The following is a 14,376-nucleotide window of genomic DNA, read 5'->3' as shown; positions in this document are numbered from 1 at the left end:
CGCAGGAATTCCTTAGTTGCGGCGGCGCTGGCCGCGTGAGAAGTAGCGCTCAAGGCGGCTCTGCCCGAACGACAGCACGGTAACGATAATCAGATACCAGATGCCCGCCACGAACAGCAGCTCCATCACCCGCGCATTGGCGTAGTAGATGTTCTGCGTGTTGTAGAGCAGTTCGGAGTACTGGATCATGCTCGCCAGGCTGGTGGTTTTGATCATGCTGATAAATTCGTTGCCGACCGGCGGCAGGATCACCCGCATCGCCTGCGGCAGGATGATGCGTTGCAGCGCCTGCAGACGCGGCATGCCAATCGACTTCGCCGCCTCATACTGACCGGTATCAACAGATAACAGGCCGGCACGCACCACTTCCGAGGTGTACGCGCCCTGGTTGATGCTCAGCCCCAGCAGCGCCGCGACAAACGGCGTCATCACGTTGACGGTTTCGACGCTGAACACGCCGGGAATGGCGATCACCGGGAACACCAGCGCCAGGTTGAACCACAGCAGCAGCTGGAGGATCAGCGGCGTACCGCGAAAGACCCAGGCATAGCCGACCGAGAGGTAATGCAGCACCGGGTTGGGCGACATATACATAATCGCCGCCACCACGCCGAAGAAGATGCCCAGCGCCATCGCCAGGATCGACATCACCAGCGTATTCACCACCCCGTCCAGAATCGCGCGGGCGGTAAAGAACTGCCCGACATAGGACCACTCGATTTTGCCCTGCGAAAAGGCGTGCACCAGCGAGCCGAGCAACAGGATGATCACCACCGTGGCGGTGATGCGCCCGTAATAGCGCTTGGGGACCATCTGGTAGCGCTTGAGATCGTAAGCGGGGTCGGCTGCCCTGCCCGTCTCGTTAACGTTTTGCGAACTGTTCATTCCGGCTCCGGAGGTTGTAGGCTGAGAAATTACAGACGAGGGCCCTGATAGACGCTCACCCACTCGGCCTGCTGCTGGATACGCGCTTTCAGGCGGCTAATCTGCTCGCTGACGCGCGCCGGTGCGGTGCCGCCGAAGCCGTCGCGGGAATGGATCGCCGCTTCCAGCGTCAGCGCACTGCGCACTTCTGGCGTCAGCCGGACATCGACCTCAGCCAGCTGGTCGTCGGTCAGATCGGACAGGCCCTGCTGATGGAATTCACACAGCTGAACCAGTTTGCCGGTGATCTCATGCGCCTCCTTAAACGGCACGCCGCGCATCGCCAGCCAGTCAGCCACTTCGGTAGCGAGGGTGAAGCCATCCGGGGCCTGAGCCAGCATCTCCCCGGTGTTGACCTTCATGGTTTCAATCATGCCGGCCATTGCAGGCAGCACTAACAGCAGGGTGTCGACCGAATCAATGGCGCTGCGTTTGTCTTCACTCAGGTCACGGTTGTAGGAGAGCGGCATCGCCTTCATGGTGGCCAGCATCGCCGTCAGGTTGCCGATCAGGCGGCCGCTGCGACCGCGCGTCAGCTCGGCAATATCCGGATTCTTTTTCTGCGGCATGATCGAGCTGCCGGTGGCATAGCTGTCGCTGATTTCTACCCAGCGGAACTGGCGGGAGGTCCACAGGCAAATCTCTTCGCTGATGCGCGACAGGTTGACGCCAATCATGCTGGTGATAAACAGGAATTCGGCAACGTAGTCGCGGCTGGCCACGGCATCAATCGAGTTCTCGCACGGGGCGCGATAGCCCAGCTCTTTCGCCGCCAGTTCCGGGCGACGCGCAATGGCGGAACCGGCCATCGCTGCTGCGCCGAGTGGCGAGAAGGCGCTGCGGTGATCCCAGTCCTGAATGCGTTCAATATCCCGTGAGAACGACTGCGCATGGGCCAGCAGCTGATGAGCAAACACAATCGGCTGAGCCTGCTGAAGATGGGTGAAACCGGGCGCGAGGGTATGAGTGTGCTGGTCGGCCTGGAAAATCAATGCCTTCTGCAGCGCCAGCAATGCGGTGGTGATATTGCGGACGTTATCGCGCAGATACAGTCGCAGATCGTTGACGGTCTGATCGTTACGAGAACGGCCCGCGCGCAGCTTGCCGCCCAGCGCGCCAAGCCGCTCGGTCAGGACGCGTTCGATAAAGGTATGAACATCTTCATCAGCCGCGATCGGATCGACCTTTCCTGCCCGGTAATCCAGGTCGAGCTGGTCGATAGCGGCGGTCATGTGCCCGGTTTCTTCTGCGGTAAGCAGGCCCGCGCGCTGAAGTTCGTGCGCATGCGCCCGGCAGCCGGCGAGGTCATAAGGTGCCAGTGCAAAATAGTATTCAGGGCTGCGCGACAGCGCGGTTAAGGCGGCGGCTGGTGGCGTTTTAAAACGGGCACCCCATAAACGATCGGCACTGTCTGACATAATTTCTCTCTTATGGCGAGGTTAACGCCGGATCCGCAGGAGAATAAGGAAATCCTCTGGAAACAGCCTTAACGATAAATAAAGGTTATATTTGCGTACTGTCTGGTATTTCGTGTCTGATTCAGGTTCACTCTTACTTTCACTGTATTTAAGCCGGGGTTGAATAGTTATTATGGAAAGTAAGGTTTCCAATGCGGGAAACATGAATTATCCGCGCAGCGATAATTCATCGATAACCATTAACAATGTCGACCTGAAGTTATTGCGTGTATTTAAATGTGTCGTGGAAGCCGGCGGGCTGACCTCTGCCAGTCATGAACTGAATATTGGTCTGGCGGCAATCAGTAAACAGGTGTCGGATTTGGAGATCCGTTTAGGGATGACTCTGTGCAGCCGTGGGCGGGAAGGCTTTGAGCTGACGGAGTACGGCATTACCGTTTATCAGGCCACGCTGGAGCTGTTTTCGTCGCTGAATACCTTCCGCGACAGGCTGCATAACAGCCGCAATGAACTGCTGGGCGACCTGAGTATTACCGTGGTCGATAACACCATTTCTGACCCGCATTCGCCGGTCACCAAAGCCGTGCAGCGACTGCATATTGCTGCACCAAAAGTAAACATCCGGCTGCAAACCGCGCATCTGGATGATATTGAAAAAGGATTAAATGAGGGCCGTTTTAATTGTGCTATTGCGCCGGTTTATGATGAGAAGAGTGACTTCGATTATTATTCTGCCTACAGCGAAACCTCGGCATTATATTGCAGCAGTGAGCATGCGTTATTTTCAATGGCGGATGCCGACATTACCCTTGAATTATTAAAACAACAAAAGATCATTAATCATACCTATGTCACACATCGCCACGGCAATAAGCTGTTTGCCTTTAATGAGAGCAACATTCAGGCGGTACAGGTTGAAGCGGTGGCGATGCTGATCCTCACCGGGCATTTTATTGGTTATTTACCGACGCATTACGCCGCGCGATATGTGCAGGAGAATAGCATCCGCGCCGTCGGCCCGGATGCGTTGCAGGTGCATACACCCTTCTGTCTGATAATAAAAAAAGGCCGCAAGATAAATCAGATTATTAAACTGTTTATGGATTCGCTGGGAATAGCCTGAGCGCCTGCACCATCATGATGCGCACCCTTGGCTTTTTTTTCAGCCCACCCGCTTAAACATCACCGTGGTGGCATCAAACACCCCTTCGGTGGAGAGCGCGTAATGCGGGATCTGACCGCTTATCTGCCAGCCCTGCGCCAGATACAGTTGCTCTGCCACATCGCCGCTGCGGGTATCCAGCACCAGCAAGGTTCTTCCCTCCTGCTCAGCCCGTTTCTCCGCCTGATGCAGTAATTCGCGGGCGATGCCCTGCCGTCTGGCTTTGGGATGGACCAGCAGCTTGGCCATTTCCGCGCGATGCTGGCCGTTAGGCATCATGCCCAACACCACTATCACCGTCGCCACGATCTCGCCCTGCTGGCGGGCCACGATTAACCGTTTATCGCCACTGGCCAGGCTGGTCACCACGCCCTGCCAGAAAGTGAGCATGGGCTGCGGATCCAGCGAGATAAAACCAATGCTGGCGCCTTCTGCCACACAGCCGTGCAGAACGTTGTACAACGCGTCCTGTTCACTGGCTGCCTGTTCTGCACTGAGAAGCTGATACTGAATTTCATTCATGGACGACACACCACCAACGCGTAATGCGCACCTTCGGCCTCCGGCGCGTGGAAAGAGGAGCGGCCAAACAGGTGAAAGCGCAGGCAATCACCGGCTTCCAGCCGCCACTGCTCGTCGTTCATGCTGAACTCCAGCACGCCGGCGAGCATCCAGATATGTTGTTCAATGCCTTCTACGGGCGGCGCGTCATATTCAATCAGCGCCCCGCTCTGCAAACGCCCTTCCACCAGCTCAGCGTGAAAAGGGGTGGCCGGCGGTGAAACGCTGCGCCGGTGATAGCCATTTTCGCGGTCCTGCCAGACGGTCTGCGCGCCCGCGCGCAGAAGCTGCGGCCCCTGCTCTTCAACCTCACTCAGCAGACGCGACATAGTCAGCCCGTAGGCAATGCACAGGCGGTTCATCAGGGCGGCGGTTGGGCTGGTCTCGCCCCGCTCAATGCGCGACAAAGAGGCCCGGCTGATGCCGGTCAGCTCAGCCAGGGTTTCCAGCGACCAGCCTTTTTCCAGACGTAAATCCGCCAGCCGCTGGGCCAGACGTCGGTCGGTATTGGCAAGAGGTTCCATAAAAATCTCATAAAAGGGAAAGTTTCTCTAAATTGAGATCTACAGGGATTTAGTGTGAACTTCAACTTGTACAGAAAAATAATAGTTGTACAGCAATGGAGAGTTCGCTACGGTTAGGTGGAGTGGGCAGATCGTGAGGAAATGAATGGCATTGTACAGTATTGGTGACGTCGCAGTCCGCTGCGGTATCAATCCCGTCACGCTACGGGCATGGCAGCGTCGCTACGGCTTATTAAAACCCCAGCGGACCGAAGGCGGTCACCGCCAGTTTGATGACGAAGATATTCTTCGCATCGAAGAGATTAAACGCTGGGTGCAAAGTGGCGTCCCTGTCGGCAAGGTCAAGGCGCTGTTAGAAGGCGAAAACGTTAACGTCCATGATGGATGGGTCACACTGCAGGAAGAAATGATGGCGGTCCTCCGTCATGTCAGGCCGGCAAAACTTCGCGCTAAAATTGCGGCAACCGGTCGTGAAAATCCGGCAGATGTGTTGATTGACCACGTTTTCATCCCAATCAGACAGCGGCTGGGGCTGGATCAAAATACCGCCAGGACCATGTGCAGTTTGCTGGATGGTGCTTTAATTGATTATGTCGCCTTCTGTTTAACCGGTTCGCGTAAGAAACCTGGCAAGGACGCGTTGCTGATGGGTTGGGCCAATGAAGACCGCACCCGACTCTGGTTAGAAGCATGGCGGCTGTCGCAGCAGGGTTGGCGAATCGATGTGCTGGCTGAACCCCTTGAGATGCCGCGCCCTGAACTGTTTCCGGGCCAAAAAATCTTTGTGTTCACCGGTAAACCCCTCACCCGCCGACAGCAGGAACAGCTGACGCACTGGCACGAACAGGGGTTCTTAATCACCTATATCAACAGCTGAGGCTGAGGAGTGGCATATGACACAGCAGGAAACGCTGGCCAGACTAGTGGCGTTTTACCAGACGCTGGAGGCCAGCAAGCTCAACCAACTGGCCGACATTTACCACTCTGATATCTGCCTGGCAGACCCGGTCGGTGAACATCGCGGGCTGCCGGTGGTCTCGGACTACTTTTCTTCACTGCTGAAAAACCTGCGCTACTGCCGGTTTGACGTCTCGCAGACTCACCATTTTGACAATAACGCCCTGCTGATCTGGCGAATGTTCTATGCGCACCCATCCCTGCAAGGCGGCGCGGAGCAGACGCTGGAGGGCAGCAGCTACATCCAGTTCCGCGACGATAAGATCAGTTTTCAGCGCGATTACTACGACATGGGCGCCATGCTGTACGAAAAGATCCCCGTGCTGGGATCGGTAATCAGGCAGCTTAAAAAGAGGTTACAACCATGAAACGGGTGTTAATTACCGGCGCAAGCTCCGGAATTGGTTACCAACTGGCGCTCGATTATGCCGCCGACGGCTGGCACGTTACCGCGTGCGGCAGAAATCGCGCCAAGCTGGAAACGCTGCGGGAACACCACAGCGACATCGTGCTGTGCGTGTTTGATATCACCGATCTGAATGAGACCCGCCAGGCGCTGCTGGGTAAAAGTGCCAGCCTGGTGATCCTCTGTGCCGGCACCTGTGAGTACCTTAATCACGGCGTGGTGGAAGCGGAGAAAGTCCATCGGGTGATGAGCACCAATTTCAACGGCCCGGTGAACTGTCTGGACGTGCTGCTGCCGCAGCTGGCCCCCGGCAGCCGGGTGGCGCTGGTCGGGTCGACCGCCAGCCTGGTGCCGATGCCTCGGGCCGAAGCCTATGGTGCCTCCAAAGCCGCGCTGGCCTACTTCGCCCGCAGCCTGGCCCAGGATCTGAAGCGTCAGCAAATCGCCATCAGCCTGGTGCAGCCCGGTTTTGTCGATACTCCCCTGACCGAGCGCAACGATTTTCCAATGCCGATGATCATCAACGTCAATCAGGCTTCGCGCTGCATTCGTGAAGGCCTGGCGAAAGGCAAAGCGGAAATCTCCTTCCCGCGCCTGCTCTCCTTTATTCTGCGCATGACCTCCCGTCTGCCGGTATCGCTACAGCGTCTGCTTACCCAACAGATAGCGAGGTAATCTTTGAGAATTGCGATTGTAGGCAGTGGGATTTCCGGGCTCAGCTGTGCATGGAAGCTGGCAAACAAAGCAGAAGTGCATCTGTATGAGGCCGGCGACACGCTGGGCGGACATACCGCGACGGTTGACGTGGAACTGGCGGGCAAACGCTGGGCGATTGATACCGGTTTTATCGTTTACAACGATCGGACCTATCCGCGTTTTCTATCGCTGATCGCCGAGCTGGGGCTGGAAAGCAGGCCGACCGAAATGAGCTTCTCGGTGCGCAACAATCGCAGCGGCCTGGAGTACAACGGCCATACGCTGAGCACGCTGTTTGCTCAACGCAGCAACCTGTTAAAGCCGAGCTTCTGGCGTTTCCTGATGGAAATCGTGCGTTTCAATAAACGCGGCAAGGCCTGGCTGGAACATCAGTCGGAGCAGGGAACGCTGGATGATTTTTTGCAGCATGAGGGCTTCAGCCAGTTCTTCGCCCAGCACTACATTCTGCCCATGGGCGCGGCGATTTGGTCAACGTCACTGGCTGAGATCCGCCAGATGCCGCTGTCGCTGTTTCTGCACTTCTTTAACCATCACGGCCTGCTGGATTTGAGCCAGCGCCCGCAGTGGTATGTGGTGCCAGGCGGGTCCAGAGAATATATCCGCCGGCTGATCGCGCTGGTGGGCGACAAGCTCACCGTACATCTTGCCACACCGGTGCTGAAAGCGGTGCGTCATCCACAGGGTGTGACCCTGCACAGCGCGCGCGGTGAGGAGAGCTATGACCAGGTGATTTTCGCCTGCCACAGTGACCAGACGCTGAACCTGCTGGCCGATGCCACCGCAGAAGAACGCGAGATGCTGCTGGGCGTGCCTTACAGCGCCAACGAAGTGATCCTGCATACCGATACGTCGCTGCTGCCGGAAAACCGCCGCGCCTGGGCCAGCTGGAACTACCGGCTGGATGATACGCAGGCCGGCGACGAGCTGTTGGGCGCCAGCGTCACCTACAACATGAACATTTTGCAGGGCATCAAGTCATCCGAGACCTTTTGTGTCTCGCTGAATGCCACGCAACCGATCGATCCGGCCAAAGTGCTGGGTCGCTATAGCTACCATCATCCGCAGTTCAGTCTGCAAAGCCTGATCACCCAGACCGAACGGCTGCGGCTGAATGGCTGTAACCGCAGCTGGTTCTGCGGCGCATGGAGCTATAACGGCTTCCATGAAGACGGCATTCGCAGCGGGCTGGATGTGGTGGCCGGCATGGAACAGGCGGGATTGCTATGAACAGCGCCCTGTACAGCGGCCACGTGCGTCACCGGCGTTTCACCCCGGTGGATCATCAGTTCAGCTACCGCATTTTTATGCCGCTGATTGACCTTGATGAGCTGCCACTGCTGCGCAGCGTCGGCATCCGGCCCGGCAAGTTTTCCTGGGCCTCTTTTTGCCAGGAGGATTATCTTGGCGGCGGCGACATTAAGCAGCGGGCGCAAACGCGGATTGCCGAACTGACCGGCGAGCAGCTCAACGGCCGGGTGATGTTACTGACCCAGTTGCGCTATCTCGGCAGCGCGTTTAACCCGGTAAATTTTTACTACCTCTACGATGACGCCGACAGCCTGCGCTGGATGCTGGCCGAAGTGCGCAATACGCCGTGGAACGAACGCCATACCTATGCGGTGAAGCCAGACGGCAGCGAAACCACGCAGAAAGCGTTTCACGTTTCGCCGTTTAACCCGATGGATATGGTCTATCACTGGCGGCTTTCCGCGCCCGGCAAATCGTTGTCGGTGCACATTGAGAATCACCGGGCCGGTCGCGAATTTGATGCCACGCTGCACCTGCGTCATCAGCCGCTGACCCGCAAGACCTTGCGCCACCATCTGTGGCGGTTTCCGCTGATCACCCTGAGAACCGGACTGGCCATTTACTGGCAGGCCTGGAAGTTGTGGCGCAAAGGCGCGCCGATCTATGACCACCCCAAGTCGGAGAAATAGCGGATGTGTATACCGGAACTGACCCTGACCCGTCGCGGTAAAGCGGGCAAACGTTTGTCCACCTCACGACGGCTGATTTTTTCTCTGTTGCAACATCTGCAAGGGGCGGGTCTGCGTCTGCACGATCCGCACCTCGGCACCCATTTCTTTGGCGACAGCCAGGCGGCGATCCAGGCTGAAGTGGTGGTTCATCACTCCAGCGCTTATCGTCGGGTGTTGTTCGGCGGCAGCATTGCCGCAGCGGAAACCTATATGGACGGTGACTGGGATACGCCAGATTTAACGGCGGTGATCCTGACGCTGGCCACCAATATGCCGGTGCTGGATAAGCTGGAGTCGCGGCTGAGCTGGATGTCGTCGCCGCTGAACAGGATGCGCCATGCGTTTCGCCGCAACAGCGTGAAACAGGCGAAGCGCAATATCGCCGCACATTATGACCTGGGCAACGATTTCTACACCGCGTTTCTCGACCGGGCGATGCTCTACTCGAGTGCCTGTTACAAGCAGCCGGAGATGACGCTGGAACAGGCGCAGCAGGAAAAAATGCGCCGTCTGTGCGTCAAGCTGGGGCTGGGCCCCAACGATCACCTGCTGGAAATCGGCACCGGTTGGGGCGCGATGGCCGAGTTCGCGGCACGCGAGTACGGCTGCCGGGTGACCACTACCACCATTTCCCAGGAGCAGTATGACTACAGCTGCCAGCGCATTCAGGCGGCGGGGCTGAGCGATCGGGTCACGGTGCTGAAAGAGGATTACCGCAACCTGACCGGTCAGTATGACAAGCTGGTGTCGATCGAAATGATTGAGGCGGTGGGCAAAAACTATATCCCGCTGTTTTTCGAACGCTGTCAGCAGCTGGTAAAACCCGGCGGCCGCATGGCCTTGCAGGCAATCACCATCAGCGAAGAACGTTTCGACAGCTATGCGCGGGGCGTTGATTTTATCCAGCGCTATATTTTCCCCGGCGGTTTTTTGCCGTCGGTCAATTTGCTGCAAAAGACCATGAACGAGCTGACGGATTTCGTCAGTCTGGATCTGTTTGAGATGGGGCTGGATTACGCGCGCACGTTGCAGGAGTGGCGTCACCGTTTCGATCACGCCTGGCCGCAGCTGGAAAAAGGCCGTTTTGACGAACACTTCCGCCGCATGTGGCTGTTCTATCTATGCTATTGCGAAGCAGGCTTCCGCGCGAAAACCATCGGCACCGTTCAGCTCACCGCGGAGCGGGCATGAGCACCCTGCGCTTCTGGCTGCTGACGCTCGGGTTTGACCTCTACTGGGCGCTGGCTGTCGGGATGCGCGAGCGCGCGGTTTACGCGTTAGTGGTCATTGCGCTGCTGGCCTGGTGGGCCAGCGATGCCGCCATCCGGCTGCGGGTGTTAGCGGTGGCGCTGGTGGGGTTAGCCATGGACAGTCTGTGGCTGTGGCTGGATCTGTTCCATTTCGCCGACGCACACTGGGTGCCGCTGTGGATGCTGTCGTTATGGCTGGCCTATGCCTGCTGGTGGCCGCTGTGCCTGCACCGCTACGCCTTAAGCGGACCGTTACTGGCGGTGCTGGGCGCCGTTGTTGGTCCGTTCACCTATTATCTCGGTGAACGACTGGGCGGCATGGAACTGACCGCGTCGCCATTAAAAGTCTTTGGCCTGATGGCCATCGGCTGGGCGATTTATCTGCCGCTTACCCGCAGGCTGCTGCAAAGGAGTGAGAGATGAGATCGCTGTTGCTGATGATGCTGGTACTCTCGCCGCTGGCGCAGGCCTCCGACTGGCAGCGCTGGCAGCCGGTGGGGAAAGCTACGCTGACATGGGGACCGTTTACGGTTTACGATTCGCAGCTGTTTACACCGGCGGGCACGTTTACGCCGCAGCAGTGGCCGTTAGCGCTGGTGATCACCTACCGCCGCGACATCAGCCATCAGGATCTGACTCAGGCCACCGAAGAGCAGTGGCAGGCGCAAAACATTGGCACCCTTAGCCAGCGTCAGGCGTGGATCACCGCATTAAACCGACTGTGGCCCGACGTCACGGACGGCACCCGACTGGCTTTTCAGGCCAGCCAACAGGGTGGACAGTTTTACTGGCAGGCGCCGGGGATCGCTTCCCCAATCAAGCCGCTGGGGCAGCCTTTTGACCCGGCTTTCCGCGACGCCTTCCTGGCCATCTGGCTTTCAGAAAAAACCACCTATCCCGACATTCGTCGGGCACTCACCGGAGGTAGCTGATGTGGAAATCCCTGATGTTAATTGGTGCGCTGCTGCTGACAGGTTGCGGCGCGAAAATAGAAGATTATCAGCAGGCCCAGCCGAAGATAGATATTTTCCAGTGGTTTAACGGCCAGTCCCGCGCCTGGGGCATGGTGCAGGATTACAGCGGTAAGCAGATCCGCCGCTTTGAAGTGACCATCAAGGGCACGGTGGTCGGGCCAACGCTGACCCTCAACGAGCAGTTTGTTTACGATGATGGTGAAAAACAGAGCCGCGTCTGGCATATCCGCAAGCTGGAGGATGGTAGCTATGTCGGCACGGCGGGCGATATCATTGGCACCGCCAAGGGTCATGCGGCGGGCAACGCCTTCAACTGGCAATATGCGATGACGGTCAAAACCGACAGCAGCAGCTACAAGTTGAACTTTGATGACTGGATTTATCAGCAGGATGCCACGCATCTGATGAACGTAACGTCGATGAAAAAGCTGGGCGTTGAAGTGGCGCGCGTCACCATTTTCTTCAACAAAGAGCAGCCGGCCGGGCAATAAAATGACAGCAAAGGCTTAACCCGCGAGGGCGAATGGCGTTATACTTCGCCCTCTTTCAGCGGCAGACCACCATGGACACACCGGCATGAACTTGCAAAAAATTGGCGTCATCTTCATCTTCCTGTTAATGGCGCTCGGCGGCATTGGCGGCGTGATGCTGACCGGTTATACCCTGATTATCCGTTCCTGAAGCGTTTTTGCAGGCGCTCAAACAGGCGATCGGTGACGATAGCCAGCAGCGCCACCAGGCAGGCACCCTGAATCACATAGGCGGTATTAAACCCGCTGAGTCCAATGATCACCGGCGATCCTAATGTTTTGGCACCGACGGTTGAGGCTATCGCCGCCGTGCCAATATTGATAATCACCGAAGTGCGGATCCCCGCCACGATCACGCTGGCTGCCAGCGGCAATTCGACCTTACGCAAAATCTGCCATGAACTCATGCCCACGCCTTCCGCAATTTCGCGGGCACTGGCCGGCACCGCGCCAATGCCCGCCAGCGTGCCTTGCAGGATCGGCAACAGGCCATAAAGAAACAGCGCGATTATCGCCGGCTTCTCGCCAAACCCCATGATCGGCACCGCAATCGCCAGCACCGCCACCGGCGGAAAGGTTTGCCCTGCGGCCACCAACGTTTCAATCAGCGAACGAAACTCTTTTCCCGCCGGACGGGTGACAAAAATCCCGGCCCCCATCCCGACGATCACCGCAAACAGGCTGGAAACCGCCACCAGTTCGATATGCGCCAGCGCCAGCTGCAGGAAACTGTCCTGCCGGTACATTGGCCGGTCGAGTTCTGGAAACCAGCTGGCGAACAGCGGCTGGCTGTAAGGCAGCAACACCAACAACGCGATAAACACTGCGATCAGCCACAGCAACGGATCCCGAGTCCAGCGCATATTACTCCCTCCTCTGCCGCAGCAAATCGGCGAAGTGCAGCACGCCCAGCGGTTTCTGCTGGCGGTCGATCACCGGCAGGCGGTCGGTCTGGCGCGCGATAAACTGCGACAACGCCTCACGCAGGGTCATCTCTTCCGGGATGGCCTCCTCTTCCAGCCATTCACCGCGCCGCGCCGCCGCGCCAACGTTGCCCAGCGACAGCAGGCGGATGCCCAGCTCGCTGCGCCCGAAGAAATCCCGCACAAAGTCGTTGGCGGGCTGGGTCAGCAATTCGACCGGCGTGCCCTGCTGGATCACCTTGCCGCCGTCCATCAACACCAGTCGGTCGGCCAGCGCCAGCGCTTCGTCAATATCGTGGGTCACCAGCACAATGGTGCGGCCAGAAATCTGGTGAATACGGGCAATTTCCTGCTGTAACGCGCCGCGCGTAACCGGATCCAGCGCGCCAAACGGCTCATCCATCAGCAGCACTTCGGGATCGGCCGCCAGTGCGCGGGCCACGCCAACGCGTTGCTGCTGACCGCCGGAAAGCTGGTGCGGAAAACGGTGGCGAAACTGCTCGTCGAGATTGAGCAACGCCAGCAATTCGGTGACGCGCTCGGCAATCCGCTGCTTTGACCAGTTGAGCAGCGCCGGCACGGTGGCGATATTCTTTTCCACCGTCCAGTGCGGGAACAGGCCAATGGACTGGATGGCATAGCCCATCCGGCGGCGCAGGATCTGCGGATTGAAGCTGCGGATCTCCTCACCGGCAAATTCAATGGTGCCCCGATCGTGTTCGATCAGCCGGTTGATCATCTTTAGCGTGGTGGACTTGCCGGAGCCGGACGTGCCGATCAGCACGGTAAATTCGCCTTTGGCGATATTCAGGGTTAACTCGCTGACCGCCGCTTTTCCGGCAAAGTATTTGCTGACCTGGTTAAAGTGGATCATTGGCGCTTCGCCTCAATAACGGAAAGAACAAATTTGAACAGGGCATCGATAACCACCGCCATGGCGATCACCGGGATCACCCCCAGCAGCACCAGTTCCAGCGCGCTGCTGAGCAGGCCCTGGAAAATGATCGCCCCGAATCCGCCGGCGCCAATCAGTGCGGCGATCACCGCCATGCCGACGGTCTGTACCGCAATCACCCGCAGGCCGGTCAGCAGCACCGGCAGCGCCAGCGGCACTTCCGCCTGCCAGAAAATCTGACTGCGGGTCATGCCCATCCCTTCTGCGGTTTCGATCACCTCTTTCGGCACCTGCTGCAACCCGGCGACCACGCTGCGCACCAGCGGTAACAGTGCATACAACACCAGGGCTATTAGCGCGGGCGCCATGCCAATCCCGCTGATCCCCAGTTCGGATAACCAGGGAAAGGCGCGGGCCAGTCCGGCTAACGGCGCAATCAGCAGACCGAACAACGCCACGGAAGGCACGGTCTGGATCACATTCAGCACGGCGAACACCGGTGACTGCACCGCCGCTTTTTTGGCGCACCACCAGCCGAGCGGAATGCCGATGGCCAGCGTCGGGATCAGGGTGCCGACCAGCAGCAGCAGATGGCGCGAGAATGCCTGATCGAACACTTCCCGACGGTTGGCGTACTCCTTCAACAGCGCCATCTGATCCAGCTGACCGGTCAGTAAAAAAACGATGACCGGTAGCCAGATTTGACCATTCAACAGCAGCCGCCAGAAGACCTGCGGCGTCAGGCGGGAGATCGTATCCGCCGCAATAAGCAGACAGAGCCCGCCGCTCAGCCAGAAGCCACTGCCCCACGAGGTTCTGGCCAGTGGACTGCCCTGCTGGGAAAGTAACGTCGCCTGATGGCCGCTAAAGGCGATCAGGGCGATAAACAGCCCTTCGCTCAGCAGCAGCGTCAGCACCAGATGTCGACGGGAAACCGGCAGGAAAGCCAGCAGCAGCAACAGAATGACCGGCACAGGCAGCAGCCATTGCACGCCCTGCAACAGCTGATGCAGCGGCAATGGCTGGCCGGAAACCAGCCGGTTAGGGGCGTAATTCAGAAAGGGCAAGCTGGCTGCGGCAACGGCCAGCAGCACAGCCAGCGTCAGCAAAACCCGATTATGAAGTTGGAGGCGCAAAATTTTCCCACTACCTTGCG

General features: G+C 58.2%; 18 protein-coding genes. 11 read left to right on the top strand and 7 right to left on the bottom strand.

Translation table 11 applies throughout. The features are described from left to right. Window positions 1-12: 12 nt before the first annotated feature. Window positions 13-885, bottom strand: coding sequence for an amino acid ABC transporter permease (locus EBC_RS08740; RefSeq protein ID WP_013201425.1), 873 nt, complete (start codon window positions 883-885; stop codon window positions 13-15). 29 nt (window positions 886-914) lie between these two features. After that, window positions 915-2,342, bottom strand: a complete 1,428-nt coding sequence (argH, locus tag EBC_RS08735; protein ID WP_013201424.1) for an argininosuccinate lyase — start codon at window positions 2,340-2,342, stop codon at window positions 915-917. Window positions 2,343-2,514: 172 nt separating this feature from the next. Here argH and EBC_RS08730 point away from each other — a divergent pair, with 172 nt between their 5' ends. Next, the gene (locus EBC_RS08730; RefSeq protein WP_013201423.1) at window positions 2,515-3,465 is read left to right on the top strand and encodes a LysR family transcriptional regulator; all 951 of its coding nucleotides are present in this window, start codon (window positions 2,515-2,517) and stop codon (window positions 3,463-3,465) included. 39 nt (window positions 3,466-3,504) lie between these two features. Here EBC_RS08730 and EBC_RS08725 read toward each other — a convergent pair whose 3' ends face one another. Both EBC_RS08725 and EBC_RS08720 read right to left on the bottom strand, forming a co-directional pair. Further along, window positions 3,505-4,026 (bottom strand): GNAT family N-acetyltransferase, encoded by a 522-nt coding sequence (locus EBC_RS08725; RefSeq protein ID WP_013201422.1) that lies wholly within the window; start codon window positions 4,024-4,026, stop codon window positions 3,505-3,507. Further along, window positions 4,023-4,589, bottom strand: a complete 567-nt coding sequence (locus EBC_RS08720; RefSeq protein ID WP_013201421.1) for a helix-turn-helix domain-containing protein — start codon at window positions 4,587-4,589, stop codon at window positions 4,023-4,025. Before EBC_RS08720 ends, EBC_RS08725 begins: the two co-directional genes overlap by 4 nt. A gap of 145 nt (window positions 4,590-4,734) precedes the next feature. On the opposite strand from EBC_RS08720, the gene EBC_RS08715 reads away from it, so the two are divergent. The 10 genes from EBC_RS08715 to EBC_RS25070 all read left to right on the top strand — a co-directional run bounded on the left by EBC_RS08715 (window position 4,735) and on the right by EBC_RS25070 (window position 11,553). Beyond that, on the top strand, window positions 4,735-5,466 hold the full coding sequence (locus EBC_RS08715; RefSeq protein ID WP_013201420.1) for a MerR family transcriptional regulator: 732 nt from the start codon (window positions 4,735-4,737) through the stop codon (window positions 5,464-5,466). A 16-nt stretch (window positions 5,467-5,482) separates the two neighbouring features. Next, window positions 5,483-5,914 (top strand): nuclear transport factor 2 family protein, encoded by a 432-nt coding sequence (locus tag EBC_RS08710; protein WP_013201419.1) that lies wholly within the window; start codon window positions 5,483-5,485, stop codon window positions 5,912-5,914. Continuing rightward, complete coding sequence (locus tag EBC_RS08705) at window positions 5,911-6,627, top strand: SDR family NAD(P)-dependent oxidoreductase (RefSeq protein WP_013201418.1); 717 nt, start codon at window positions 5,911-5,913, stop codon at window positions 6,625-6,627. The genes EBC_RS08710 and EBC_RS08705 overlap by 4 nt, the downstream gene beginning before the upstream one ends. Window positions 6,628-6,630: 3 nt before the next feature. Beyond that, a complete protein-coding gene (locus EBC_RS08700) occupies window positions 6,631-7,896 on the top strand; it encodes an NAD(P)/FAD-dependent oxidoreductase (protein WP_013201417.1) in 1,266 nt (421 codons plus the stop codon). Then, the gene (locus tag EBC_RS08695; protein WP_013201416.1) at window positions 7,893-8,606 is read left to right on the top strand and encodes a DUF1365 domain-containing protein; all 714 of its coding nucleotides are present in this window, start codon (window positions 7,893-7,895) and stop codon (window positions 8,604-8,606) included. Before EBC_RS08700 ends, EBC_RS08695 begins: the two co-directional genes overlap by 4 nt. Before the next feature lie 3 nt (window positions 8,607-8,609). Beyond that, window positions 8,610-9,839: an SAM-dependent methyltransferase gene (locus EBC_RS08690; protein WP_013201415.1), complete on the top strand. Its 1,230-nt coding sequence runs from the start codon at window positions 8,610-8,612 to the stop codon at window positions 9,837-9,839. Next, window positions 9,836-10,321: a DUF2878 domain-containing protein gene (locus EBC_RS08685; protein ID WP_013201414.1), complete on the top strand. Its 486-nt coding sequence runs from the start codon at window positions 9,836-9,838 to the stop codon at window positions 10,319-10,321. Before EBC_RS08690 ends, EBC_RS08685 begins: the two co-directional genes overlap by 4 nt. Next, window positions 10,318-10,830, top strand: a complete 513-nt coding sequence (locus EBC_RS08680; protein ID WP_013201413.1) for a chalcone isomerase family protein — start codon at window positions 10,318-10,320, stop codon at window positions 10,828-10,830. Before EBC_RS08685 ends, EBC_RS08680 begins: the two co-directional genes overlap by 4 nt. Beyond that, complete coding sequence (locus EBC_RS08675; protein WP_013201412.1) at window positions 10,830-11,363, top strand: DUF3833 domain-containing protein; 534 nt, start codon at window positions 10,830-10,832, stop codon at window positions 11,361-11,363. Before EBC_RS08680 ends, EBC_RS08675 begins: the two co-directional genes overlap by 1 nt. A gap of 85 nt (window positions 11,364-11,448) precedes the next feature. Continuing rightward, a complete protein-coding gene (locus tag EBC_RS25070; RefSeq protein ID WP_041691950.1) occupies window positions 11,449-11,553 on the top strand; it encodes a protein YohO in 105 nt (34 codons plus the stop codon). Here EBC_RS25070 and EBC_RS08665 read toward each other — a convergent pair. From EBC_RS08665 to EBC_RS08655, 3 genes are read right to left on the bottom strand one after another with little or no spacing between them, the layout of a single operon-like run. Further along, entirely contained in the window at window positions 11,540-12,265 is a 726-nt protein-coding gene (locus tag EBC_RS08665) for an ABC transporter permease (RefSeq protein WP_013201411.1), read from the bottom strand. The genes EBC_RS25070 and EBC_RS08665 overlap by 14 nt on opposite strands. Before the next feature lies 1 nt (window position 12,266). After that, window positions 12,267-13,199: an ABC transporter ATP-binding protein gene (locus EBC_RS08660; RefSeq protein ID WP_013201410.1), complete on the bottom strand. Its 933-nt coding sequence runs from the start codon at window positions 13,197-13,199 to the stop codon at window positions 12,267-12,269. Beyond that, entirely contained in the window at window positions 13,196-14,356 is a 1,161-nt protein-coding gene (locus tag EBC_RS08655; protein WP_013201409.1) for an ABC transporter permease, read from the bottom strand. The genes EBC_RS08660 and EBC_RS08655 overlap by 4 nt, the downstream gene beginning before the upstream one ends. Window positions 14,357-14,376: the final 20 nt, after the last annotated feature.

The organism is Erwinia billingiae Eb661 (assembly GCF_000196615.1).
Lineage (GTDB): Bacteria > Pseudomonadota > Gammaproteobacteria > Enterobacterales > Enterobacteriaceae > Erwinia > Erwinia billingiae.
This window is presented reverse-complemented; position numbering and strand designations above follow the sequence as displayed.

What these genes read in the sequence shown, in the direction of transcription:
- EBC_RS08660 (WP_013201410.1), bottom strand. Translation starts at nt 13,199, where the DNA reads ATGATCCACTTTAACCAGGTCAGCAAATACTTTGCCGGAAAAGCGGCG.
- EBC_RS25070 (WP_041691950.1), top strand. Translation starts at nt 11,449, where the DNA reads ATGAACTTGCAAAAAATTGGCGTCATCTTCATCTTCCTGTTAATGGCG.
- EBC_RS08690 (WP_013201415.1), top strand. Translation starts at nt 8,610, where the DNA reads ATGTGTATACCGGAACTGACCCTGACCCGTCGCGGTAAAGCGGGCAAA.
- EBC_RS08685 (WP_013201414.1), top strand. Translation starts at nt 9,836, where the DNA reads ATGAGCACCCTGCGCTTCTGGCTGCTGACGCTCGGGTTTGACCTCTAC.
- EBC_RS08705 (WP_013201418.1), top strand. Translation starts at nt 5,911, where the DNA reads ATGAAACGGGTGTTAATTACCGGCGCAAGCTCCGGAATTGGTTACCAA.
- argH (WP_013201424.1), bottom strand. Translation starts at nt 2,342, where the DNA reads ATGTCAGACAGTGCCGATCGTTTATGGGGTGCCCGTTTTAAAACGCCA.
- EBC_RS08720 (WP_013201421.1), bottom strand. Translation starts at nt 4,589, where the DNA reads ATGGAACCTCTTGCCAATACCGACCGACGTCTGGCCCAGCGGCTGGCG.
- EBC_RS08695 (WP_013201416.1), top strand. Translation starts at nt 7,893, where the DNA reads ATGAACAGCGCCCTGTACAGCGGCCACGTGCGTCACCGGCGTTTCACC.
- EBC_RS08715 (WP_013201420.1), top strand. Translation starts at nt 4,735, where the DNA reads ATGGCATTGTACAGTATTGGTGACGTCGCAGTCCGCTGCGGTATCAAT.
- EBC_RS08675 (WP_013201412.1), top strand. Translation starts at nt 10,830, where the DNA reads ATGTGGAAATCCCTGATGTTAATTGGTGCGCTGCTGCTGACAGGTTGC.
- EBC_RS08740 (WP_013201425.1), bottom strand. Translation starts at nt 885, where the DNA reads ATGAACAGTTCGCAAAACGTTAACGAGACGGGCAGGGCAGCCGACCCC.
- EBC_RS08730 (WP_013201423.1), top strand. Translation starts at nt 2,515, where the DNA reads ATGGAAAGTAAGGTTTCCAATGCGGGAAACATGAATTATCCGCGCAGC.
- EBC_RS08710 (WP_013201419.1), top strand. Translation starts at nt 5,483, where the DNA reads ATGACACAGCAGGAAACGCTGGCCAGACTAGTGGCGTTTTACCAGACG.
- EBC_RS08680 (WP_013201413.1), top strand. Translation starts at nt 10,318, where the DNA reads ATGAGATCGCTGTTGCTGATGATGCTGGTACTCTCGCCGCTGGCGCAG.
- EBC_RS08665 (WP_013201411.1), bottom strand. Translation starts at nt 12,265, where the DNA reads ATGCGCTGGACTCGGGATCCGTTGCTGTGGCTGATCGCAGTGTTTATC.
- EBC_RS08725 (WP_013201422.1), bottom strand. Translation starts at nt 4,026, where the DNA reads ATGAATGAAATTCAGTATCAGCTTCTCAGTGCAGAACAGGCAGCCAGT.